Origin of the sequence: Asanoa hainanensis (genome assembly GCF_900188485.1) — a bacterium.
Lineage (GTDB): Bacteria > Actinomycetota > Actinomycetes > Mycobacteriales > Micromonosporaceae > Asanoa > Asanoa hainanensis.
In genome coordinates this window covers 549,474-572,749 of the sequence record NZ_FZPH01000001.1, presented here as the reverse complement: position 1 = coordinate 572,749, position 23,276 = coordinate 549,474, and the positions used below count along the sequence as shown (strand labels likewise).

Sequence of the window (23,276 nt, the reverse complement as noted above, 5' to 3'; positions counted from 1 at the left end):
TAACCAAGAGTCGCAACCGGACACCCGGACGGGCGTTGCCGAAGCCGGCCGGGGTTGGCCACGATGGTGACACTGTGGACGACGACGTGTTCGAGGCTGCCGTCACCCGCGCGCTGGCCAGCCCCGAGATCAAGAGCGTGCTGGTGCGGCTGGCCGCGGGTCGGGCCGACCGGCACGCGGAGCTCGAGGTCGAGCTGACCGAGCACGTCCGCCGCGGCTGGGCGGAGATGCGCGCGCTGGTCGCGGTGGAGGCCGATGCCTACGAGGCGGCGGATACGCCGACGAATTCGCGGTCCGTCGACCAGTCCGAGCGCAGCCGCGCCTACCTCGAGGACCTGACGCGTGAGCTGGAAGGGCTTCCACCGATCGCCGAGCTGCGGGCGGCCCTGGTCTCGGCATTGGTCGAGCGGGCGGTGCTGCCGGCCGTGCGCGAGTGGATCAACCTGGCGCTGGCGCGGGACCGTCATCGTCGATACCGGGCGCGGTTCGAGGTCGCCGACACGTCCGGGCTGCGGCAGATGTCGGCGCCCGAACACGAGCTCGCGACCGGCTCGTTCGCTCGACTCGATACGCTGATGAGACAGATCGGCGGCGGCGCGATCGGCATCTCCGGGCCGCGCGGCATCGGCAAGTCCACGCTGGTCAGATCGGCGTGCGGACCGGACTGGTTCGGCGAACTGCGCACGTCCCTCGGGGTGTTCGTCCCCGCGCCGGTCGAGTACGTGCCCAGGGAGTTCCTCCTGCACCTGTTCGCCTCGCTCTGCCTGCGAGTCTCTCCCTACGCGGAGGAGCCGGACGAGCCCCGCCGTGCCCCGGCCGTCCCGGCGCAGCTCGTCGTGTTTGGCGTGATCGTGGCCGCTGTCGGAGGAGTCGTGCTGCTGGCGACCGGTGTGGCCGCCGCGCGGTCGGCTCCCACGACGGTGGCCGGCGTCGGCGGTGCACTGGCCGTCGCTGGGGCGCTTCTCGCGCTGCGCCCGCGTCTGCGCATCAGCGACCGCGACCTGATGAGTGATCGGCCCCGCTGGCGCACGCCGGTCGAGCATCTGGCGCGGCGGGCGGACCGCCGCACCATGTGGGTCCTCCTGGTTCTGGCCGTGCTCGCCTTCGCTGCCATCGGCGCTGGGTGGTTGGTCTCTGGCGACCCGAGGTCCCACACCTACCTGTCCATCGCCGGTCTGATTCTGCCGGTGCTGGTCGCCTACGCGGCGCTCGACGGGGACGCCGAGGCTCTGCCACGTGCGGCCCGCGTGGGCGTTCTGGGCAGCCTGGGGCTGCTGGTCGCGGGTGCGGTGGTCACGGGGGCGACGGCGGTCGGCGACCGGCTCGCCGTCGTGGTCTTCGTCGTCGGCGCGGTGCTCGCGTCGGCTCGGACGGCGCTGCGACACCTTTCGCTGCCTCTGCCCGCGGGTCAGCCGCTGGACGCCGGCCTGACCAGCGCGGGCGTCGCCGCCATCAGCGCCGGCCTGGCGGCGAGCGCGGCGGTGGCGTGGAGCACCTCGCCGCACGCCGGCCTCGTCTGGGGTCCGGTGTTGCTGGCTGGCTGCTTCGGGTTCGAGACCGCCCGGCGGAGTTGGCGCACCATGGTCGAGGGTCCGCCACGCGGGCCGTTCGACCCGCATGCGGCGCGAGCGCGGGCTGAACTGCGCCGGATCCGCTACCAACAAACCGTTACCACAGGCTGGGCCGACGCGATCAAGATCGGCGCGTTACCGAAGACCCCGCTTGCCGTGGAGCACAGCGTCAGTGGCGGGGAGAGCATGGCTCGGGTCCCGTTGACCTATCCGGAGATAGTCGCCGCGTTCCACGCCTACGTCGCGTCGCTGACGCGGGACGGCGCGGCCGTGGTGATCGGGATCGACGAGCTGGACAAGCTGGCGCCCGAGGCGGCCGTGCGGTTCATGAACGACATCAAGGCGATCTTCGAGGCACACGTGCCGGGCTGCTACTTCCTGGTGTCGGTCTCCGAGGAGGCGCTCGCGGGCTTCACCCAACGTGGCCTGCCCACCCGCGACGTGTTCGACACCGCCTTCGACGAGATGCTCCGCCTCGCGCCGCTGAGCTACGACGCGACGGTGGCCATGCTCGCCAAGCGGGTCATCGACCTCCCGCGCGGCGTGGCCGTGCTGTGCCACGCCCTCGCCGGCGGGCTGCCCCGCGACGTGATCCGCGTGGTCCGCGCGACGGTCGCGGCCCGCGACCGGACGCGCGAGGACAGGATCAGCGATCTGGCCCGCCGGGTCTGCACCGAGCAGGCGCAGGCCCAACTGCACGCGCTGCGCACGGCGGCCCGCGCGCAGGCCGACTGGCGGCAGGTCGTCGCCATCACGGACTGGGCCGACACCCGCACGATCGACGATGTCGCGCAGGTCGCGAACCTGCCGAAGGAGGTCGACGACCCGGCGGCCGTCGCGCTGCTGCGGGCACACGCGACGTCGCTCTACCACCTCGCGACGGTGGCCACATTCCTCGGCACCGCGGGCAACGACGAGCGCGAGCGGGTTGAGACCGGCGTCGGTGTCGAGACGCTCGCCCTGGCCCGGGCCGAGATGGCGGCGAGCTGGGCCCTGGCCTGGCGTCGGGTCTCGGAGTTCCGGGCCGCGTGGGGAATGGTCGTGATCGACCCGCCCGAGTCCTGACCTGTTTCGATCACCGGAAGCGGGGAAGTGCGAGGTATGGCATTCGGGGCGGAGTCGACCGCTGCCGAGGTGGTGGCGGGTGTCGACCTGGCCGGGCAGCGGGCCGTGGTGACCGGGGGTGGGTCCGGGATCGGGCTGGCGACCGCGAAAGCGCTGGCCGCCGCGGGCGCTCAGGTCACCGTCGCGGTGCGGGATCCCGCCCAGGGCCGGGCGGCGGGCCTGCGCTGGGAGCTGCTCGATCTCGCCGATCTCGGCTCGGTGCGGGCGTTCGCCAACCGCTGGACCGGGCCGCTGCACATTCTGGTCAACAACGCCGGTGTCATGCGTACCCCCGAGGCACACACGCCGCAGGGCTGGGAGTTGCAGTTCGCCACCAACCATCTCGGTCACTTCGCGTTGAGCCTCGCGCTGCATCCGGCACTCGGCGGCACCGACGACGGTGGGCGGGTCGTCGCGGTCACGTCGGCCTCCCACCTGCGGGCGCCGGTCGACTTCGAGGACATCAACTTCGCGCACCGGGCGTACGACCCGACCGTCACCTATGACCAGTCGAAGACCGCCAACGTGCTCTTCGCGGTTGAGGCGGCGCGGCGCTGGGCCCACGACGGGGTCACCGTCAACGCCGTCAACCCCGGTGGGGTGCGCGGCAACCTCCAGCGCCACCTGTCGGAGGCCGAGCTCGCCGACATGGACGAGCGCGCCGCCGCCGGTCCCGGCTGGAAGTCGGCGGAGCAGGGGGCCGCCACCTCGGCCTACGTTGCGAGCGCACCCGGCCTCGCGGGCGAGTCCGGACGCTACTTCGAGGACTGTCACGAAGCGGGCCTGCACCAGGCGGGCATGCCCGGCGGGGTCGCGCCGTACGCCGTCGACCCGGCCAACGCCGCCCGGCTCTGGGAGATCTCCGCGGAGGCGGTCGGCGTCGGGTAGCCGTACGCTGCCCGTCATGCACATCGTCCGGTACCGCCGCGAACACGATGACACCGCCCGCGTCGGCGTTCGCGAAGACGGCGTCGTCCGTGAGCTGCCCGCGCCCTCCGTGGCCGCGTTGCTGCACGAGACGGTCGCCGACCTTCGGGAGCTCGTCGCCAACCCGGGTGACGTGGTCGACGACGCCCGGCTGCTCGCGCCGGTCGACGGTGGCACCGAGGTCTGGGCCGCCGGCGTCACGTACCTGCGCTCGCGCGAGGCGCGGATGGAGGAGAGCAGCGAGGCCGACATCTACGGCCGGGTGTACGACGCGGCCCGCCCCGAGCTGTTCTTCAAGTCCGCGGCCTGGCGCGTCGTGGTCGACGGCGAGCCGGTCGCGATCCGCGCCGACTCCGGCCTCGACGTGCCCGAGCCGGAGCTCGCCCTGGTGGTCAACCGGTTCGGCGAGCTCGCCGGCTACCTGGTCTGCAACGACATGAGCTCCCGCTCGATCGAGGGCGAGAACCCCCTCTACCTGCCACAGGCCAAGGTGTACGCCGGTGCGTGCGCGCTGTCGGCCGGCATCCGCCCGGCGTGGGAGGTCGACGGCAGCGATCTGGCCGTGGCCGTGCGGGTCACCCGGGAAGGCGCGGCGGTCTGGTCCGGCGCGACGTCGACCGCCCGGCTCAAGCGCCCGTTCGCGGAGCTGGTCGACTACCTGTTCCGCGCCGACAACTTCCCGGACGGCGCCGTCCTGTCGACCGGCACCGGGTTGGCGCCCGCGCTGGACTTCACGCTGCGCCCCGACGACGTCGTCACGATCACCATCGACGGCGTCGGGGAGCTGACCAACCCGGTCGTGGTCGGCAAGGACCACTTCGACTTCCAGCGCCCCTAAGCCGCCGCGAGGCCGTTCAGCCAGCCCTGCCACGCCTCGGTCTCGGCCGACCGGTCGCGGTCGTCGAAGTAGTGCGCGGTCGCGAACATCATGTCGTTGTAGCCGTGGATCAGCGTGTAGATCGCGTCGTCGGTGCGCATGCCCACGAAGCTCGGCTCGATCACGAACTCCACCGTGCCGTCGACGGGCTCGATCCCGGGCACGGACAGGCGCGCCGGCTGGCCGTTGGCCGCATCCGCGCCGGCGCCCACCGCCGCCGTCATGGCCGCCCACGAGTCCTTGGTCACCGGACCGGGCAGGAACACCGACCGGGTCGCGGTGCGGGGCGCGAAGTGCTTCAGATAAACGGCGAGCTTCGTCATGTACGCGCGGTCGCCCACGGACAGGCCGTTGTATTCCGCCTCCCAGTCGTCGCCGAGCAGGCCACTGTGGACGAAATGCACGACCGCGCCGCCGCCGTCGCGGGACTCGATGAGCCACTCCATGGCCATGAACGTGCCGTCGGGGTTCTTGTCCTCCTGGGTCGCGAAGTGGCGACCGGGCTCCCAGGCCGTGATGCTGGAGTGGGCGACCTGCCCGAACATGTCGAACGTGCTGGTCTTGCTCGCGCTGTCGATCTCGGTGCGGCCCATGAGCCAGGAGTCGACCGCGGCGCCGTTCGTGATCGCCTCCCAGACCTGGTCGGGCGTGGCGTCGACGGTGAACTCTTCGCGTACCTCGAACGGGTGCGTCATGATCGCTGCTCCTTGGCTGGTGGGTCGGCGTCCTCGGTGATGCTCGGGTGCACCGCGACGATGACGCGGTGCGGCCGACCAGTTTCAGTGTGATATTTGCTGATAATTCCGGCTAGCGCGTGGGTCAGTTCGTCCACGAACGCGGCGCGGTCGGCCGGCTTGGCGAACCGCACCTCGGCGTCGAGCCCGAAGGTGGCCAGGGGCTTCCGCGCCCGCGCCGCCCCGTTGATCAGCACGCCCGTCTCGCGGACGAGCCGCGAGGCGAGGGCGAGCAACCAGCGCGCGGACAGCCGGTCGGGGGACCGGGCCGGATCGGGCGCGACCGCCGCGAGGGCGGCCGGCGAGATCACGTAGGCGGCGGCGGAAGCCCGCATCACCCGCTCGGTCATGTTGCCCTTGCGGCGCTCCTCGACCAGCTCGACCAGGCCGTGCTGCTCGAGCGTCTTGACGTGGTAGTTGACCTTCTGCCGGGGCAGCCCGAGCCGCGCCGCCAGGCTGGTCGCGGTGTGTGGCTCGGCCAGCTCCGCGAGCATCCGGGCCCGGATCGGATCGAGCGACACCTCCGCGACGGCGGCGTCCTCGATCACTGCGACGTCCTGCATGCCGTAACCCTCTCACCGACAACTTTTGTTGTCAAGGAGGGTTTTGTTTTCAAGAAGGCCTAGTCGCTCAGGTCGGCCACCACCGCGGCGTGGTCGGTGGGCCAGACGCCGTCGACGGCGGCTGTGCCGGCGCGATGCACCCCGAGCACCCGGCCGGCCCGGTGGGCGCTCTGCAGCACGTGGATGTAGTCGATCCGCCCGCTGGGCGCGACCCACGCGGCCGCGTGCGGGTTGGCCCGGTCCCAGGTGAAGCCGGGGTCGCCGGGTTCCGCGAACCACCAGGCGTCCAGCAGCACCTGGTCGGGCACGAACCCGACGGTCAGCACGCCGGTGAAGCGCCGCAGCTCGTCGGAGTCCGGCATCGCGTTGAGGTCGCCGACCACCAGCGGCGGATGCCCGTCGTGCGGGAGGCCGGCGACGTGCCGGGCGACCCAGTCGAGCTGCGCGGACCGACCGGCTGAGCCGGACAGCACACTCAGGTGGGTGGTGACCAGCGGGATCGTCCCCTGCGGAGCGTCGACCAACACACTCAACGCGGCCCGACTGGGGTCACCAGGCAGGTCGTACGCCTTCTCGGTGCGAATGGGCCACCGACTGAGCACCGCGACGCCGTTGCGCAGCCCGGGACCACCGTCGACCCGGACCCGCCAGGTCTCTTGGTCGCTGCCGGTGCCGAAGGCCCAGTGCAGGCCGAGCTCGTCGGCCAGCCACTCCGCCAGGTTCTCGTCGTCGTCGGCCCAGACCTCCTGGAGCCCGACCAGATCCGGCCGCTGTTCGCGCAGCACGGCCAGGATCGCCGCCCGCCGCCGCTCCGGCTCCCCGAACCGCCACCACAGGTTCCACGTCATCACCCGCACGCCGACCACGGTGTCACACCGACGCCCGGGCAGCGCGCACGTCACCGTGGCGCGCGAAACCGCATGGCGCGCCGAAGGCCGGACCGTCACGCGGAAACGGCGGGCGCGTTGAGGGAGGGGTCGGCCCGTAGATCCCGGCCGGTTGACCGGACCGGCGTTACGATGCGGGGCGTGTCCAACAACCCCCGCGCCGGGCAGCCGGCTGAGCCCGGTGATCTGATCGACGTCGGGGCCGTTCTCGCCGCCTATCATGACCAGCACCCCGACCCGTCGGTTCCGGCTGAGCGGGTCGCGTTCGGCACCTCGGGTCATCGCGGTTCGAGCCTGCGGCGGGCGTTCAACGACGACCACATCGCCGCGACCAGTCAGGCGATCGTCGAGTACCGCACGGAGCAGGGCATCACCGGGCCGTTGTTCCTCGGCCGCGACACGCACGCGCTCTCCGAGCCCGCCACCGAGACGGCCCTCGAGGTGTTCGCCGCCAACGGGGTGACGGTGCTCATCGACAGCCGCGACGGGTTCACGCCGACGCCGGCCGTCTCGCACGCGATCCTCACCTACAACAAGCGCGGCCCGGCCGCCCGCGCCGACGGGGTCGTGGTCACCCCCTCGCACAACCCGCCCGACGACGGCGGGTTCAAGTACAACCCGCCCAACGGCGGCCCCGCCGACACCGACGCGACCGGCTGGATCCAGGACCGGGCCAACGAGTTGCTGCGTGCGAAGCTGGCCGGGGTGCGCCGGATGCCGTACGGGCGGGCCCGGGCGGCGGAGACCACCCAGGAGTTCGACTTCACGGCATCCTATGTGGACGACCTGCCGTCGGTGGTCGACCTCGTGGCGATCCGCGACGCCGGGGTGCGGATCGGCGCCGACCCCTTGGGCGGGGCCAGCGTCGCCTACTGGGCCGAGATCGCCGAGAAGCACGGGCTCGACCTGACCGTCGTCAACCCGGCCGTCGACCCGCGGTTCGCCTTCATGACGCTCGACTGGGACGGCAAGATCCGGATGGACTGCTCGTCGCCGTACGCGATGGCGTCCTTGATCGCCAAGCGCGACCAGTACCAGGTGTCGACCGGCAACGACGCCGACGCCGACCGGCACGGCATCGTCACGCCGGACGCGGGCCTGATGAACCCGAACCACTACCTGGCCGTCGCGATCGACTACCTGTTCCGCAACCGCGATGGCTGGCCCGCCGACGCCGCGGTCGGCAAGACGCTGGTCTCGTCGTCGCTGATCGACCGCGTCGCCGCCGACCTCGGGCGGACGCTGCTCGAGGTACCGGTCGGCTTCAAGTGGTTCGTGCCGGGCCTGCTCGACGGCACGGTCGGCTTCGGCGGCGAGGAGAGCGCCGGGGCCTCGTTCCTGCGCCGCGACGGTGGCGTGTGGACCACCGACAAGGACGGCATCATCCTCAACCTGCTCGCCTCGGAGATCATCGCCCGCACCGGGCGCACCCCGTCGCAGCACCACGCCGACCTGGTCGCCCGCTTCGGCAGCCCGGCGTACGCCCGGGTCGACGCGCCCGCCACCCGCGAGCAGAAGGCGGTGCTGGGCAAGCTGTCGCCGTCGCAGGTGACCGCGACCAGCCTGGCGGGCGAGCCGATCACCGAGATCCTGACCGCGGCCCCGGGCAACGGCGCGGCCATCGGCGGCCTCAAGGTGGCCACGGAGAACGGCTGGTTCGCCGCCCGCCCGTCGGGCACGGAGGACGTCTACAAGATCTACGCGGAGTCCTTCAAGGGCCCCGAGCACCTGGCCCGCATCCAGGAGGAGGCCAGGGGAGTGGTCGGCGCCGCCCTGAATGCCTAGTGCAGCCGGGCCAGCGTCGCGTCGTCCTCGACCCCGCCGTAGAAGCGGTCGAGGACCGCGCGGAACACCGGCTCGCCCGGCGCCGCGTGGGTGAACAGCGTCATCGACGAGCGCAGCTTGAGCGCGTCGACCGGGCCGAAGATGCGGACCTCGTCGCTCGACTCACCGTCGACCAGGATGCGGGCGCACTCGCGTAGCCGGGGGCCGAGCACCGGGTGGTCCAGGTAGGCGCGGGCCTCGTCGAGGCCCGAGATCGCGTACGCCTGGGCCATGGAGCTTCGCCCTAGGCCGGCGATCTGCGGGAAGATGAACCACATCCAGTGGCTCCGCTTGCTGCCGGCCCGCAGCTCCGCCGCAGCGCGCTCATAGGTCCCGTCCTGCGCCTCGACGAAGCGCCGAAGCTGCCACGGATCGTCATCACTCACCCGGCCAGCCTAAGGTGCCGGCACGCTCCTAGGCGTGATCCACGGGCGGCGGGGTTGCTGTGCGACGCCCAGGTCGGCCGACAGCTGGTGCCGAAGCGCGCTGGCCTTCGCGCGCACGATCACCGAGTCGCGGTCGGTCACGGTGGCGGTGTCCTCGGGCAGCCCGTCGGCCGCCGCCTGAAGGGCGTTCTGGAGCGCGAAGTACGCGTCCCGGGCTGCCTGCGACAGGAACAGGCCGCCGGCCTCCTCGCCGAAGTACCAGCTCTGGAACGCTTGCCGGGTGGCGCGCAGCCCCGCCCGGTCCGGACTCGACGACAGCCACTGCCGCGGAACGCTCTCGGTGAGATGGAAGAGCCGCTGGTAGTGCGGCAGCCGCAGGTCGCGCAGGCTGCGGTCGTACTCGTGCTCCGCCTGGATGCGCAGCTGAGCCCGGCTGGTGACATAGCTGACGGCGCCGCCGACGAGCAGCCCGGTGAGCGCGGAGATCATCGAGATCCACGGATCCATCCGCCGAGTATCGGGCTCCCACTACCCTTGACGCATCATGACTTTCGCTCTGGTTCCGTTCACCGCTGACCGGGCCGCCATGGTCGCCGGGTGGGTACGGTCGGCCGACGAGGCCGACCGGTGGTGCTCACGGGCCCAGCACCCGTTCCCCGCAGACGTCGTCTCCGACTGGTCCACACAGGACGATGTCGCCGCCTACCTGCTGCTCGACGCCGGCCGGCCGGTCGGCTACGGCGAGGTCTGGTCCGACGACGAGGAGGACGAGGCCGAGCTCGCCCGCCTGCTGGTCGCGCCCGAGGAGCGGGGCCGGGGCGTGGGCCGGGCGCTGACCCGGGCCCTGGCGGCGCGGGCCGGCTTCGACGACGTCTTCCTGCGGGTACGCCCGGACAACGCGCCCGCGTTGGCCGCCTACCGGGCCGCGGGTTTCGCCGACGTCGCGCCGGAGCTCCAGGCGGAGTGGAACGCGCCGCAGCCCCGCCCGTACACGTGGCTGCGCTGGACCGGAACGCCCTAGTCGAGGGTCGCCGCGAGCAGGGCGCGGACGAGCGTCAGGCCGGCCGCGAGGCTTTCCGTGCGGTCGTGGTCCATCCGCATGCCGACCGCGATGCCGTCGTAGATGACCTGGAGCTGCTGGCCGAGTGACACCGGGTCCGGGGCGCCGGCCTGGCGGGACAGGTCCGTGAACAGGGCGCGGACCCAGGCGCGGTAGTCGTCGGCCGCGGACACCGACGCCGCGCCCGGCATGGCCTCGGCGGTGGCGGAGACGAACGGGCAGCCGCGGTACTCCGGGTTGGTGAAACGGCCGCCCTGGATGTCGAAGACGCCGACGATCTTCTCGCGCGGGGTCGCGTACGCGGTGAGCCCTTCCGCGACCCGCTTCTCGATCGCCGCGTGCCGGCCCTGCAGGTACGCCCGGATCAGCTCGTCCTTGCTGCCGAACGTGTTGTAGAGCGTGGCCTTGGCGACGCCGGCGTGTTCGATCACGCGGTCGATGCCGACCACGTGGACGCCCTCGCGGTAGAACAGCTCGTCGGCCGAGGCCAGCAGCCGCTCGCGGGCCGAGGGCTTCGAGGTGGTCACCGCCATCTCACTCACCGCCTTTTCACCAAACCGTCGTCATCGTACGTTCAGCCGGCCGCCTGGACCCGGGGTGCCTGGCGGCGCAGGAGGGCCAGGCCCGCGAGCGCGGCCAGCACGATCACCGCGATGCCGTACTCGCGTGCGGTGTCGAGCAGGCCGCCGGCGTGCACCACCAGGTAACCGGCGATCACCGCGGGCACGCCCAGGCCCAGGTAGGACACCACGTAGAGCAGGGCCAGCACGCCGGCGCGCTCGTGCGCCGCGACCAGCGGCACCACGATCCGGATCGCGCCCTGGAAGCCGCTGCCGAAGCCGATGCCAGCGACGCCGGTCGCGATCAGGAAGGCCACGGTGGAGCCGGCCGAGATCGCGAACAGGGAACCGGTCACGCCGACGATGAGGCCGACGATCCCGACCCCGAGGGCGGTCCTGGCCGGGCGGTTGTTGACCGCCAGCACGCTCAGCGCGGCCACGGCGGCCAGCACGAACAGGCCGAGTCCGCCGTAGACCGCCGACGTGGAGCCGGCCAGCCCGCGGACCAGGGACGGGCCGAGCGACGCGTAGAAGCCCGCGAGGGCCCACACCGCGAACAGCACGGGCGCGGCGATCGCGACCGGGCCGCGGACGGTGCGGGGCAGCTTGATCTCCGGGATCAGCGAGTGCCGGGCGCCGGGCGCGCGGCTGACCGTCTCGGGCATCAGGGCGACGCCGACCGCCTGAAGCAGGAGCACACCGAGCAGCGCCAGGTAGATCAGGTGGGTGGGCGCCGGCAGGAACTGCACGACCAGGGCCGAGAGCAGCGCGCCGCCGCCGGTGCCGATGCCGGGCGCGACCGCGTTGGCGGTGGTGCCGCGGGCCCGGTCGATGTCGAGCATCCCGGCGCCGAGCGCGGCCAGCGCCGCGCCGGTGGCCAGGCCCTGGACGACCCGGGCGGCGAGCAGCTCGGGTACGCCGCCGGCGAACGCGAACACGACCAGCGCGGCCGCCTGCACCAGCAGGGCCACGAGCAGGACCGGCCGGCGGCCGACGTGGTCGGAGAGGCGGCCGAAGACCAGCAGGGAGAGCAGCACGGCGACCGCGTACACGCCGAACACGACCGTGGTGGTCATCGGCGAGAAGCCCCACTCGGCCTGGTAGGTGGCGTAGAGCGGGGTCGGCGCGCTGGACGCGGCCAGCAGCGACACGACGATCGACGCGAGCAGCCACAGCGACGGGGTGCGGCCGAGGCGGAATCGGGTTGCCGGCCGAGCGGCCAGGACGGCGGACGAGCTCACTGCGGCTCCCTGGGTAGACAGGTCTGTCTAGTGCAACTCACACACTAGACAGACCTGTCTGTCAGAACAACGAGAGCCCGATCACCTGCGCCCGCTGGTGCGCCCCTTCAGCGCGCGGCCCATGGCGCGGGCGATCTCCCGATCGGCGTCGCGCTGGGCCAGGACCTGGCGTTTGTCGTATTCCCGGCGGCCCCGCGCGATGCCCAACTCGACCTTGGCCCAGCCGTTCTCGAAGTAGAGCGCCAGCGGCACCAGGGTCAGCCCCGGCTCGCGGATCTTCTCGAGAATGCGGTGGATCTCGGACCGGTGCAGGAGCAGCTTGCGGATCCGCCGCGGCCCGTGCGTCGACCAGCCCCGCATGCCGTATTCCGCGATGTGCAGGCCGTATAGATGCAGCTCACCGTCGCGTTCCTGGGCGAACGCCTCGGCCAGCGAGGCGTGCCCGAGCCGGAGCGACTTGACCTCGGTGCCGAGCAGCACAAGCCCGGCCTCGTACGTCTTGAGGATCTCGTACTCGTGGCGGGCCTTCTTGTTGGACGCGACCATCCGGCGCGGTGTCTCCCGGCGGGCCCGCTCCGGGCGGGGCGTGTCGCGTCTCATGGCCGCTCAGTCTGCCAGGGCCGCACGGTGGGCACCCGTGATTATCAGCGCTCGCGGAAGCCGTCGCGCATGCGGCGGAAGAACCCACCCTCGCGCGGCAGCGCCGGAGCCGCCGGCACCGGACTGGCGGACCGGCGCGCGACCGGCTGGTCGTAGTCGGTGTTGGCGATCGCGTCGATCACCTGGGCCTCGGTGAAGTCCTCGGAGCCCGGAATCCGGGGCACGAACCCGACGAGCATGCCGTCGCGCATCACCTGCGCCTCGAGCCCGGCGGTGCCGTCGGTGTCCCAGAGCGCCTCGCGCTCACCGGGCAGCACCACCCGGACGCCGGTCTCCGAGCGGCCGGCGCTGGCCTGCGCCATGTGTGCGGGAACACCCCGGTCGCGGAGGGCGTCGACCACCCGGCGGGCACGGTTCTCGTCCATGCCTTGCAAGGTAGCGCGGGTCGGTGAGAATCTGCTGAAAGCGGGCCGGTGTGAACCTGACGACATCCTGGGGACTCGTCAGCCGCATGAGGCGTGTCCCGCTCCTGCTCGTGGCCGTCGTGCTGGCCGGCTGTGTCGATGATCCACCCGTGCCGGTCGGCCCGCCGGAGGCGGCCATGCGGGTGGCCCGGGCCGCGCACACCGCGACGCCCCTGCCGGACGGCCGGGTGCTGATCGCCGGCGGTTGTGCGACCGACGGCTGCGGTGAGACGCAGTCGACCTCCGAGCTCTACGTCGACGGCCGGTTCGTGGCCGGCCCTGCGCTGGCCGAGGCGCGGTTCAACCACACCGCGACCGCGCTGCCCGACGGCCGGGTGCTGGTCGCGGGCGGTTTTCCCGGCGAGACGTCGGCACCGAGCGGCACGGCCGAGATCTTCACGGGTACGACCTTCGTGCCGGCCGGCACCATGACCGCCCGACGGGCCAACCACACGGCGACCCGGCTGCCCGACGGCCGGGTCCTGCTGGTCGGCGGCGTGTCCGGGCGGGCGGCGCTGGCGACGGCCGAGGTCTTCGACGGCACCGGTTTCCGTGCGGTCGCCCCGCTGCCGGGCCCGCGCTCCCGGCATGGCGCCGCGCTGCTGGCCGACGGCCGGGTTCTGGTCGTCGGTGGGCAGTCCGCGACGGCACACGGGGTGGGGCTGCTCGACACGGCGTTGCTGTACGACCCGGCGCGGGACGCGTGGCAGGAGGTGCCGGGCCGCCTGCCGATGCCGTCCTACAAGCTGGCGGCGGCGCCGTTGCCGGACGGGCGGGCGCTGGTCGTCGGCGGGCAGACGGCCGACGACGCCGCTGCCCGGCTGGCCACGACGCTGCTCTTCGACCCGCGCGCCGGTCGTTTCACGCCCGCGGCGTCGATGGCCGAGCCCCGCTACAAGATCTCCGACGCGGTGGTCGCCCTGCCGGACGGCCGGCTCGCGGTGGCGGGTGGCTACGGCGTCGAGGTGTACGCCGACGGCCGGTTCGAGGTGGCGGCGCGGGGCACGGTGGAACGGCAGTACCCGGCGGTGGCCCCGCTGCCGGACGGCTCGGTCCTGGTCACCGGCGGCTACGACGACCGCACCCGGGTCACCGCGACCGTGCTGCGGGTCCCGGTCCGAGCTCGCTGATCTCGTACCCGTCCGGATAGGACTTCGTGTTGATGCCGTCCTCGAACATCCCGACGGCGCGCGGCCGGCCGAGGTGGCGTTGGATCGCCGCCCGGGCCTTGAGCGCCGCGTGCAGGCCGGCGCGCACCGGCCATGCCGGCGGTGGCACGCCGGTGGCGGCTCGCAGCCGCTCGTCGTAGAGGGCGCTGACCAGGGCATTGCCCAACGGCGACAGTGCGCGAGGGAGCCGGGTGAGCAGCAGCGAGCGGGTGGCCCGCTCGATGGTGGCCGCGGGCTCGTTCGGCACCAGGTGCGCACGGTCGTAGTCGTCGAACCAGCGCTCGAGCTCCGCCAACGAGTCGGGGAGGCCGTTGACGCCGAGGTGCTCCCCGAGCTCACGGTAGAACCGGTAGGTGGCCTCCCGCTCGTGGCAGCAGGGCCGACGCCAGCCGTAGCGGTCGAGCCACCGCAACGGAACGACGACGAGGCACGCCAGGACATATACGAACTCGTCGGCCGGGACGCCACGGTGCGGCCGGTGGAGCTGGTTCATCCGGCGGATCGCGGCCCGGCCGCGCGGATGGTCGAACCCGTGCAGCACGATCTCGAACATCAACAGCCCGGTGTCGTCGACCCGGCGCTGGGTGCGCTTGGTCAGCTCACCGGTGGAGGCCAGGATCGCGGCGACGGTCGGTGTCGAGAACGTACGGTTGAAGGCCAGGTTGAGCGCGAGCTTGAGATCCCACGGAAACTCGAACCGAACCATCGTCCGGTAGATCTCGACGTAGTCCCGCACCGGATCGAGGCTGCGGATGCGATCGAGGTTCCGGTACCGGTTCTTCACCGCGCCGAGCGTAGCGCGGCGGCCCCGTCTGTCACACTGAGTGCGGTTCGCACCACGTGGGCCGCACCAGTTGAGAAGGATGTTGATGACAGCGAACCACGACCACGCGAGCCTGTTCCTGGCCGCGGACGGTGCGGCGGGCGACGCCGCCGGCGAACCGGGACCAGCACCTGACGGCGGAGCCGAGGCGATGCGCCAGCTCCTCGACCCGTTCGCCGTGCAGCCCGCGCCGACGGCCGAGGACTCCGCCACCTCGAACTGACCGCTTCTTTGCTTCCCCTCGAGCCTGACCTGCCGATCCGCCGTGTGCTGCCGCGGGTGCGGGAGGCGTTGGACGGGCACGGCAGTGCCGTGCTCGTCGCGCCGCCCGGCACCGGTAAGACGACCCTGGTGCCGCTCGACCTCGCCGGTCACGGGCGGGTGCTGATCGCCGAGCCGCGGCGGCTGGCCACCCGGGCCGCTGCCCGGCGGATGGCCGCGCTCCTCGGGGAACGGGTCGGCGGGCGCGTCGGGTACGCCGTGCGCGGTGAGCGACGGACCGGCCCCGACACGCGCGTCGAGGTGGTCACCACCGGCCTGCTGGTGCGGCGGCTCCAGCACGACCCGGGCCTCGACGGCTTCGACACCGTGATCCTCGACGAGTGCCACGAGCGCCACCTCGACTCGGACCTCGCGCTGGCGTTCTGTGTCGACGTGCGGGCCAACCTGCGTCCCGACCTGCGTCTGCTGGCCACCTCGGCGACCGCCGACACGGCCCGACTGGCCGACCTGCTCGGGCCGACCGTCACCGCCGACGACGCGCTGCACCCTGTCGACGTGGTCTGGGCGCCACCATCCAAGGTGGATCCACCGCGTGGCCTGCGGGTCGACCCGAAGCTGCTCGACCACGTCGCCGCCACCACGCGCCGGGCGTTCCACGAGCGCGCTGGCGACATCCTCGTGTTCCTGCCGGGCGCGGGCGAGATCGCCTCGGTCGCCGAGCGGCTGAGAGACCTACCCGTGTGGATGCTGCTCGGTCGCCAGGACGCCGCCGAGCAGGACGCCGTGCTGCGCCCGTCCGCACAGCGTCGGGTCGTGCTCGCGACGGCGGTCGCCGAGAGCAGCCTGACCGTCCCAGGTGTCCGCGTCGTGGTCGACGCCGGACTGGCCCGGGTGCCGCGCACCGACCATGCCCGCGGCCTCGGCGCTCTGGTCACCGTGCCCGTCTCCAAGGCCGTCGCCGAGCAGCGCGCGGGCCGGGCGGGACGGGAGCTGGAAGGCACCGTCTACCGCTGCTGGTCCCAGGCCGCGCACGACCGGCTGCCGGCCTTCCCCGAGCCCGAGATCGCGGCCGCCGACCTCACCGGCTTCGCGCTCGACTTGGCGCTCTGGGGTGCTCCGGGCGGGCAGGGGCTGGCGCTGCCCGAAGCGCCTCCGGCCGGGCCGATGACGGTCGCGGTCGAGACGCTCCGGGCGCTCGGGGCGCTCGACGACGCCGGGCGGGTCACCGACCGCGGCCGGCGGATCGCCGGGGTCGGCACGCATCCCCGGCTGGCCCGGGCGTTGCTCGACGGCGCGCCCGTGGTCGGCGCCGACCGGGCCGCCGAGGTGGTCGCCCTGCTCGACCGCGAGAGCGCCACCGAGGATCTGGTCGCGGGCTGGCGCCGGGTTCGCGCTGACCCGGCCTATCAGCGGGAGGTACGCCGCCTGCGCTCCGACCTCGGCGCGGTGCGCGGCGCCGCGCGGTTGCCCGACGACCTGGCCGCCGGGCTGCTGGTCGGGCTCGCGTACCCGGAACGGCTGGCCAGGGCCCGCGGCGCCGGCGCGTCCGCGTACCTGATGAGTGGCGGGACCGCGGCGGACCTGACGCCGGGCTCGCCGCTGGCCGGCTCCGACTGGCTGGCCGTCGCCGCCGCGGACCGCCCGCCGGGCCGCGCCTCCGCGCGGATCCGTTCGGCGGTGGTCATCGACGAGGCGACCGCGCGGGAGGCCGGCGCGTCACTCCTCGCCACGGAGGAGGAGGTCGCCTGGTCCGGCGGCGACGTGGTGGCCCGCCGGGTGGAGCGGCTCGGCGCCGTCCCGCTCGTCGAGCGTCCATTGTCGACGCCCCCGGCCGAGCTCGTCGCCGCGGCGCTCCGCGAGGGGCTCGCGAAGGAAGGGCTCGGGCTGCTGCGCTGGTCCCCAGGGGCGGTCGCGCTGCGGCAACGGTTGGCCTTCGCCCGCCACGCGCTCGGCGAGCCGTGGCCCGACGTGAGCGACGCCGCCCTGCTCGAAACCGCCCCCAACTGGCTCGGGCCCGAGCTGGCCCGCGCCCGGCGGCGCGCCGACCTGACCAGGATCGACGTCGCCGCCGCGCTGCGCCGGTTGCTGCCCTGGCAGATCGCCGGCCGGCTGGACGCGGTCGCGCCCGAGCGGGTCGCCGGGCCGGGGGAGCGGCGGCTGCGGGTCGACTACGCGGACGCGGAGGCGCCGGTGGTCGCGCTCAAGGTGCAGGAGGCGTTCGGTTGGCGGGACACGCCGACCGTCGCCGAGGGCCGCGTACCCGTGCTGCTGCACCTGCTCTCGCCCGCCGGCCGGCCGGTGGCGGTGACCCGCGACCTCGCGTCGTTCTGGCGCACCGGCTACCCGCAGGTCCGCGCTGAGCTGCGCGGGCGCTACCCGAAACATGCCTGGCCGGCCGATCCGACGGGATGATCGTCGCTGGACGTCTCCTGTGGACCGGTGCGAGGATCGGCTTGCAGCTCTCGATGAGGAGGACCGCCTTGCCGTCTGTCCTGTTGCGACGTGCCGCCGCCGGTGCCGTCGCCGCGCTGACCGCGCTCGCCGTCGCCACACCCGCCCTCGCCGGGGGTGGCTCGACCATCGGCTCGCCGGGCCTCGGCGACTCCTACTTCCCGCTTGCCGGCAACGGCGGCTACGACGTGCGGCACTACTCCCTCGACCTCGACTACAACCGCACCGGCAACCAGCTCGACGCCACCGCGGTGATCACCGCGCGGGCCACCCAGAACCTCACCCGGTTCGACCTCGACCTGCGTGGCTTCAGCATCAGCTCGCTGCGGGTCGACGGCGACCGGGCGCGGTTCACCCGGGACGGCCAGGAGCTGGTCATCACGCCGAAGCGGATGCTGCGGGCCGGGCGCACGTTCACCGTGCGCGTCGACTACGCGGGCGAGCCGACCGAAGTGATCGACCCCGACGGCAGCAGCGAGGGCTGGGTGACCACGGCCGACGGCGCGTTCGTCGTCAACGAGCCGCAGGGATCGCCGGGCTGGTACCCGGCCAACGACAACCCGCGGGACAAGGCGACGTACGACTTCTCGATCACCGTCCCGAAGGGGATCACCGCGATCGGCAACGGCCGGCTCGTCGGCAAGCACGACCACAAGGGCAAGACGACGTGGCGCTGGCGCGAGGACTCGCCGATGGCGCCCTACCTCGCGACCGTCACCAACGGCGTGTTCGAGCTGCGGGTCAGCAAGGTCGGCCGGATCCCGCTCTACCACGCGGTCGACCCCGTCGAGGTGCCCAAGGGCGCGTTCGACCGGCTCGCCGCCGAGGCCGAGATCATCACGTTCTTCTCGAAGGTGTACGGGGAGTACCCGTTCAGCAGTGGCGGCGGCATCGTCGACCACGCGCCCGAGGTCGGCTACGCGCTCGAGTCGCAGACCAAGTCGCAGTACGACGAGACGCCGGGCGCGGGCACGGTCGTGCACGAGATCGCCCACCAGTGGTTCGGCAACAGCGTGAGCCTGACGGTGTGGCAGGACATCTGGCTCAACGAGGGCTTCGCGGCCTGGTCGGAGTGGTACTACGACGAGCGGCACGGCGGCGACACCGCGCAGCAGTCGTTCGACGCGTCCTTCGCCCGCCCGCCGACGAGCTCGTTCTGGACACGCCCACCGGCCAACGTCGGCGGACCGGCGGTCATGTTCAGCTCCCCGGTCTACGATCGAGGCGCGATGACACTGCAGGCACTCCGCGTGAAGATCGGTGACAAGGCGTTCTTCGCCCTGCTCCGCGACTGGTACGCCCACAACCGCGACGGCAACGTCACCACGGCCGACTTCGTCCGGCTGGCCGAGAAGCGCGGCCACCAGCAGCTCGACGCGTTCTTCCAGACCTGGCTGTACGAGCCGGCGAAGCCGACCACCTGGTGACCTCACCGCTGCCCGACCTGGCGCTGCCGGTCATCGCCGCACCGATGGCCGGCGGCCCGGGAACCCCGGCGTTCGTGGTCGCCGCCGGCCGGGCAGGCGGGATGGGCTTCGTCGCGGGCGGCTACCAGCCACCGGAGGCGTTCGCGGCCGAGCTCGCCACGGTCACTGCCGCCGGGGTCCCGTTCGGGGTCAACCTGTTCGCGCCCAACACGGTGCCGGTCGACCCGGCGGCCTACCGGGGCTACGCCGCGCTGCTCGCACCCGAGGCCGCGCGGTTCGGGGTGGCCCTGCCGCCCGACCCGGTGGAGGACGACGACGCCTGGCGGGACAAGCTCGACGTGCTCCGGCAGTGGCCGGTCCCGCTGGTCAGCTTCACCTTCGGCCTGCCACCGCCGGCTGACCTGGCTTTGCTCCGGGCGACCGGGGCGGTGCTGGCCCAGACGGTGACGTCGGTTGTCGAGGCCCGGGCGGCCGCCGACGCCGGCCTGGACGTGCTGGTGGTGCAGGCCGCCGCCGGTGGTGGGCACTCGGGCACGTTCACGCCCGACCGGCCGGTGCCGGTGGTGCCCCTGCCGTCCCTGGTCGCGGAGATCCGCGCGGCCGTGTCGCTGCCGGTGATCGCGGCCGGCGGCGTCGGCACCGCCGCCGACGTGGCCGCCGCGCTGGGCGCCGGCGCCGCGCTGGTCGCGGTCGGCACGTCGTTGCTGCGCGCGACCGAGGCCGGCACTTCGGACACCCACCGCGCCGCCCTGGCCGACCCGGCCCGGACCACCACGGTGGTGACGCGGGCGTTCACGGGCCGCCCGGCCCGCGGGCTGCGCAACGAGTTCACGGACCGCTACAGCCCCCTGGCGCCGGCGGGCTATCCGGCCCTGCACACCCTGACCCGCCCGATCCGCCGCGCGGCCGCCGCCACCGGTGACCCGGAACGCCTGCACCTGTGGGCGGGCACCGGCTTCCGCCACGCCACCGACGACCCGGTGGCCACGATCCTGACCCGCCTGGCGGCGGAGGCGTAGCGCCGCGGTCAAGGTTTGGGTTTGGGGCTGACCGGCCGGCCCAGCACGAGCGTGGCGGCGGCCAACACGGCCACGCTGGCGACGCACCAGATGGCGAGCTTTCCGGCCGTCCAGGCGGCCGAGCCGGCGGGGAAGTAGATCACCGACCGGACGAGGTCGGCGCCGAGGCCCGGCAGGTCCCACTCGTGAATGCCCCGGAAGAAGCCCGGCAGGAACTCCGGCGGGTAGATGCCGCCGGACCCGGGGTTGCCCAGCACCACCACCAACAGGATGATCAGCGTGGTGCCGACCCGGGCGAGCCAGCTCTGCACGGCGGCCGCGAACAGAGCGGCGGCGAACGCGAGCAGCATGCCGGCCCCGAACAGGCCGAACAGGTTCTGGTGCCAGATGCCCAACCCCGGACCCACGATGAGGGTGCCGGCGAGCGCGAGCAGCAGGGCGTGCACCGCCAGCCCGGCGATGCGCACGCCGGCCCGACCCAGGGTGCGCGGCACGGTGCCGAGCGCCAGGCTCAGCGCGATGCCACCGAAGTAGCCACCGATCACCAGGCCGATCGCCAGGTAGAAGGGCACCACGCCGCGCGGGTCGTCCGGGTTGACCGGCACGGCGTCGGTCACCGAAAGCGGCACACCCGCGCCACGGGCGGCCACGGCCAGGATCGCGGCCGTCGCGGTCGTGGCGGTCGGCCCGGCGGCGGTGGCCACGGTCAGCGTCAGCCCGTCGGCCGCGCTGGTGAGCGCCGAGTAGACGTGACCGCGGCGCACCGCGTCGTCCGCGTCCGCCGGGCTGTCGTAGTCGACGGCCCGAAGCTGCGGAGCCGTGGCGGCCAGCAGGGCCTGCGCGGTCTGGTCGCCCCGCACCACCCCGACCGGCACGTGGTGCGGTTTGGGGTTGTGCAGGGCGCCGACGAACGCGGCGATGAACCCGACGCCGACGAGCAACGCGAGCAGCAACGGCCCGGCACCGGCCACGATCCCGCGGCGCAGAGGCAGCAACGGCGGTGGTTCGCGCCGCGGCCGGAACGCGCCGACGATCTCCTGCCCGGTGATCCGCCACCACCGGCCCGGCTGAGTCCCGCCCATTTCATGATGATATGGGCGGTACCCCTCAGTGGGCGGCCACGAGCTCCGGAGCGTCGTCCGCGGCCGGCGTGTGCCGCGGCGACCGGGCGTTCACCATGACGGCCGTGGCCAGGGCCGCGGCGAGGACCACCCCGGTGGCCAGCCAGTAGGCCAGGGAGAAGCCGTGCACCTGTGACCCGGCGACGGTGGCACCGCCGTGCGACACCAGGTACGCGGCGGCCGAGCTGGTCGCGACGGTGTTCAACAGCGCCGTGCCGATCGACCCGCCGACCTGCTGGGACGAGCTGATCAGGGCCGACGCCACACCGGCGTCCTGCGGCGCGACGCCGTGGGTCGCGACGCTCATCGCTGGCATGAACGCGGCCCCGACGCCGAGGCCGACGACGGTCTCCGCGACGGCGATCTCGAGGAAGCCGCTGCCGCCGTCCAGGCGGGTGAGCAGCACGAGCCCGACCGCCGTCACCAGATACCCGCCGACCATGATCGGCCGCGGCGACAGGCGATGTGCGAGCCGCGCCCCGACCTGCGTCGCCCCGACGATCTGTGCCACCGCCAACGGCATGAAGGCGAGGCCCGCCTGCACCGGTGACCAGCCCTTGACCTGCTGGAAGTAGTAGCTCAGCAGCAGGAACATCCCGAACAACCCGACCGCGGCCAGGGTGACCGACAGGTACGCGGCGGCCCGGTTGCGTTCCGTCAGCACGCGCAGTGGAAGCAACGGCGACCGCACCCGCGCCTGCGCCGCGATGAACGCGGCCAGGAGCAGGACGCCCGCGACGAACGACGCGATGGTCAGGGCGCCTGTCCAGCCGTCGCTCTCGGCGCTGCTGAAGCCGTGCACCACGGCGACGAGGCCGACGGTGGCGAGCAGGACGCCGGGGACGTCGAGCCGGGCGCGGTGCCGCTCGCCCGTGTCGTGGACCGTCGGTATGGCACCGAGGATCCCGACGACGGCGATCGGCACGAGCACGAACATCGAGAAGCGCCAGCTCAGGTACTCGGTGAGCAGGCCGCCCGCGATCAGGCCGACCGCGCCGCCGGCCACGGAGACCGCGCTGAACACGCCGAAGGCCTTGGCCCGCTCGCGTGGCCGGGTGAACGACAGCGAGATGAGCGACAGGGCCGCCGGCGCCAGCAGGGCCGCGAACACACCTTGGAACGCTCGTGCGATCAGCAGCATCGGTGCGTTGACCGCGAGTCCGCCGATCGCCGAGACGATCGCGAACCCGGCGAGGGCCCAGAGGAATACCCGCTTGCGGCCGACCATGTCACCGATCCGGCCCCCGACGAGCAGCAGGGCGCCGAACGCCAGGCCGTACGCGGTGACCACCCATTGCCGGCTGCCGTCGGAGAAGTGCAGCGCCTGCTGGGCCGAGGGGAGCGCGATGTTCATGACGGCCGAGTCGAGCACGACCATCAGCTGGGCGATGGAGATGAAGAACAGGGCTCTCCACCGCTGGGAGTCGGAGGTCATGCTGCCGTCAGCCCGCCGTCGATCGCGAGCGCGGCACCCGTGATGAACGGGGCCTCGTCGCTGAGCAGGAAGGCCGCGAACGCCGCGAGCTCGGCGGGCTGGCCGATCCGGCCCATGGGATGCATCGCGTTGGCGAGCTGGAGGGCCTCTTCGGGGTTCGCGCCCATGTTGCGCCGCAGCAGTGGGGTGTCGACGCCGCCGGTGACCAGCGCGTTGATCCGCACGCCGGTGGTCGCGACGTCGAGCGCCGCGGACCGGGTGAGCCCGATGACGCCGTGCTTGGCGGCGCCGTAGGCGGCGAGGCCGGCCACGCCGGTGACGCCGGTGGTCGAGGCGTTGTTGACGATGGCGCCGCCGCCGGACGCCTGGAGCGCCGGGATCTGGTACTTGAGTCCGAAGAAGACGCTGTCGAGGTTCAGCGCGAGCTCCGCGCCCCAGGCGTCGTGGTCGACTTCGGTGATCGGGCCGAGCGCGGTGGCCGCGCCGACGTTGTTGAAGGCGCCGTCGAGCCGCCCGTAGTGGTCGAGGGTGCGCCGCACCAGCAGCTCGACCTCGGCCCCGACGGTGACGTCGGTCGGCACGAAGAGCACGTCGCGCCCGGCCGCGCGCAGCTCGGCGGCGAACGCCTCGCCCGCGTCCTTGCTGCGGGCGGCCAGCACGACCCGGGCGCCCTCGGCGGAGACGCGCTCGACAACGGCGCGTCCCATGCCGGAGGTGGCGCCGGTGACCAGGATGACCTTGTCGGTGAAACGCATGTTCGGCCTCTTCCAAATGGGGAGAATTGAGCGGACGATCATCGTCCGGTTCGAGA

At 73.0% G+C, this 23,276-nt stretch carries 23 protein-coding genes; 10 read left to right on the top strand and 13 right to left on the bottom strand.

Annotated features, from left to right (window positions below):
• Positions 1-74: 74 nt before the first annotated feature.
• Genes CHC05_RS02695 through CHC05_RS02685 form a run of 3 tightly spaced genes read left to right on the top strand, consistent with a single transcriptional unit; the run spans position 75 to position 4,440 of the window.
• A complete protein-coding gene (locus CHC05_RS02695; protein WP_089244235.1) occupies positions 75-2,636 on the top strand; it encodes a hypothetical protein in 2,562 nt (853 codons plus the stop codon).
• A 36-nt stretch (positions 2,637-2,672) separates the two neighbouring features.
• A complete protein-coding gene (locus CHC05_RS02690; RefSeq protein ID WP_089244233.1) occupies positions 2,673-3,563 on the top strand; it encodes an SDR family NAD(P)-dependent oxidoreductase in 891 nt (296 codons plus the stop codon).
• Positions 3,564-3,579: 16 nt separating this feature from the next.
• Entirely contained in the window at positions 3,580-4,440 is an 861-nt protein-coding gene (locus tag CHC05_RS02685; protein ID WP_089244231.1) for a fumarylacetoacetate hydrolase family protein, read from the top strand.
• Here CHC05_RS02685 and CHC05_RS02680 read toward each other — a convergent pair.
• Genes CHC05_RS02680 through CHC05_RS02670 form a run of 3 tightly spaced genes read right to left on the bottom strand, consistent with a single transcriptional unit; the run spans position 4,437 to position 6,624 of the window.
• Positions 4,437-5,174 carry an SRPBCC family protein gene (locus CHC05_RS02680; protein ID WP_089244229.1) on the bottom strand — a complete coding sequence of 246 codons (738 nt, stop codon included), beginning with the start codon at positions 5,172-5,174 and terminating at the stop codon, positions 4,437-4,439. The two genes, CHC05_RS02685 and CHC05_RS02680, sit on opposite strands and share 4 nt — an antisense overlap.
• A complete protein-coding gene (locus tag CHC05_RS02675; protein WP_089244227.1) occupies positions 5,171-5,776 on the bottom strand; it encodes a winged helix-turn-helix domain-containing protein in 606 nt (201 codons plus the stop codon). The genes CHC05_RS02680 and CHC05_RS02675 overlap by 4 nt, the downstream gene beginning before the upstream one ends.
• Positions 5,777-5,835: 59 nt before the next feature.
• A complete protein-coding gene (locus CHC05_RS02670) occupies positions 5,836-6,624 on the bottom strand; it encodes an endonuclease/exonuclease/phosphatase family protein (protein ID WP_179266041.1) in 789 nt (262 codons plus the stop codon).
• Between the two features lie 171 nt (positions 6,625-6,795).
• On the opposite strand from CHC05_RS02670, the gene pgm reads away from it, so the two are divergent.
• Positions 6,796-8,448, top strand: coding sequence for a phosphoglucomutase (alpha-D-glucose-1,6-bisphosphate-dependent) (gene pgm, locus CHC05_RS02665; RefSeq protein WP_089244223.1), 1,653 nt, complete (start codon positions 6,796-6,798; stop codon positions 8,446-8,448).
• On the opposite strand, the gene CHC05_RS02660 is transcribed toward pgm, so the two are convergent.
• The gene (locus CHC05_RS02660; RefSeq protein WP_089244221.1) at positions 8,445-8,873 is read right to left on the bottom strand and encodes a DUF1810 domain-containing protein; all 429 of its coding nucleotides are present in this window, start codon (positions 8,871-8,873) and stop codon (positions 8,445-8,447) included. The genes pgm and CHC05_RS02660 overlap by 4 nt on opposite strands.
• 9 nt (positions 8,874-8,882) lie before the next feature.
• Positions 8,883-9,380, bottom strand: a complete 498-nt coding sequence (locus CHC05_RS02655; RefSeq protein WP_089244219.1) for a hypothetical protein — start codon at positions 9,378-9,380, stop codon at positions 8,883-8,885.
• Between the two features lie 37 nt (positions 9,381-9,417).
• On the opposite strand from CHC05_RS02655, the gene CHC05_RS02650 reads away from it, so the two are divergent.
• Complete coding sequence (locus CHC05_RS02650; protein WP_089244217.1) at positions 9,418-9,894, top strand: GNAT family N-acetyltransferase; 477 nt, start codon at positions 9,418-9,420, stop codon at positions 9,892-9,894.
• Here the strand turns inward: CHC05_RS02650 and CHC05_RS02645 are convergent.
• The 4 genes from CHC05_RS02645 to CHC05_RS02630 form a co-directional block, all read right to left on the bottom strand.
• The gene (locus CHC05_RS02645) at positions 9,891-10,466 is read right to left on the bottom strand and encodes a TetR/AcrR family transcriptional regulator (protein ID WP_089244215.1); all 576 of its coding nucleotides are present in this window, start codon (positions 10,464-10,466) and stop codon (positions 9,891-9,893) included. The genes CHC05_RS02650 and CHC05_RS02645 overlap by 4 nt on opposite strands.
• 41 nt (positions 10,467-10,507) lie before the next feature.
• The gene (locus tag CHC05_RS02640; protein WP_218824399.1) at positions 10,508-11,734 is read right to left on the bottom strand and encodes an MFS transporter; all 1,227 of its coding nucleotides are present in this window, start codon (positions 11,732-11,734) and stop codon (positions 10,508-10,510) included.
• An 81-nt stretch (positions 11,735-11,815) separates the two neighbouring features.
• Positions 11,816-12,334: an SsrA-binding protein SmpB gene (gene smpB / locus CHC05_RS02635; RefSeq protein WP_089244213.1), complete on the bottom strand. Its 519-nt coding sequence runs from the start codon at positions 12,332-12,334 to the stop codon at positions 11,816-11,818.
• Between the two features lie 44 nt (positions 12,335-12,378).
• Entirely contained in the window at positions 12,379-12,759 is a 381-nt protein-coding gene (locus CHC05_RS02630; RefSeq protein WP_089244211.1) for a hypothetical protein, read from the bottom strand.
• 86 nt (positions 12,760-12,845) lie between these two features.
• Here CHC05_RS02630 and CHC05_RS02625 point away from each other — a divergent pair, with 86 nt between their 5' ends.
• Positions 12,846-13,928, top strand: coding sequence for a Kelch repeat-containing protein (locus CHC05_RS02625; RefSeq protein ID WP_089244209.1), 1,083 nt, complete (start codon positions 12,846-12,848; stop codon positions 13,926-13,928).
• Here CHC05_RS02625 and CHC05_RS02620 read toward each other — a convergent pair.
• Positions 13,888-14,751, bottom strand: a complete 864-nt coding sequence (locus CHC05_RS02620) for an oxygenase MpaB family protein (RefSeq protein WP_089244207.1) — start codon at positions 14,749-14,751, stop codon at positions 13,888-13,890. The genes CHC05_RS02625 and CHC05_RS02620 overlap by 41 nt on opposite strands.
• Positions 14,752-14,836: 85 nt before the next feature.
• On the opposite strand from CHC05_RS02620, the gene CHC05_RS41260 reads away from it, so the two are divergent.
• From CHC05_RS41260 to CHC05_RS02605, 4 genes are all read left to right on the top strand, one after another.
• Positions 14,837-15,013 (top strand): hypothetical protein, encoded by a 177-nt coding sequence (locus CHC05_RS41260; RefSeq protein ID WP_179266021.1) that lies wholly within the window; start codon positions 14,837-14,839, stop codon positions 15,011-15,013.
• 8 nt (positions 15,014-15,021) lie between these two features.
• Positions 15,022-17,424, top strand: coding sequence for an ATP-dependent helicase HrpB (gene hrpB / locus CHC05_RS02615; RefSeq protein ID WP_089244205.1), 2,403 nt, complete (start codon positions 15,022-15,024; stop codon positions 17,422-17,424).
• 68 nt (positions 17,425-17,492) lie between these two features.
• Positions 17,493-18,890, top strand: a complete 1,398-nt coding sequence (locus tag CHC05_RS02610; protein ID WP_218824398.1) for a M1 family metallopeptidase — start codon at positions 17,493-17,495, stop codon at positions 18,888-18,890.
• Positions 18,887-19,909 (top strand): NAD(P)H-dependent flavin oxidoreductase, encoded by a 1,023-nt coding sequence (locus tag CHC05_RS02605; RefSeq protein ID WP_089244203.1) that lies wholly within the window; start codon positions 18,887-18,889, stop codon positions 19,907-19,909. The genes CHC05_RS02610 and CHC05_RS02605 overlap by 4 nt, the downstream gene beginning before the upstream one ends.
• A gap of 8 nt (positions 19,910-19,917) precedes the next feature.
• On the opposite strand, the gene CHC05_RS02600 is transcribed toward CHC05_RS02605, so the two are convergent.
• Genes CHC05_RS02600 through CHC05_RS02590 form a run of 3 tightly spaced genes read right to left on the bottom strand, consistent with a single transcriptional unit; the run spans position 19,918 to position 23,220 of the window.
• Entirely contained in the window at positions 19,918-20,991 is a 1,074-nt protein-coding gene (locus tag CHC05_RS02600) for an ABC-2 transporter permease (protein ID WP_089244201.1), read from the bottom strand.
• Between the two features lie 25 nt (positions 20,992-21,016).
• A complete protein-coding gene (locus tag CHC05_RS02595; RefSeq protein ID WP_089244199.1) occupies positions 21,017-22,465 on the bottom strand; it encodes a DHA2 family efflux MFS transporter permease subunit in 1,449 nt (482 codons plus the stop codon).
• Entirely contained in the window at positions 22,462-23,220 is a 759-nt protein-coding gene (locus CHC05_RS02590) for a glucose 1-dehydrogenase (RefSeq protein WP_089244197.1), read from the bottom strand. The genes CHC05_RS02595 and CHC05_RS02590 overlap by 4 nt, the downstream gene beginning before the upstream one ends.
• Between the last annotated feature and the right edge of the window lie 56 nt (positions 23,221-23,276).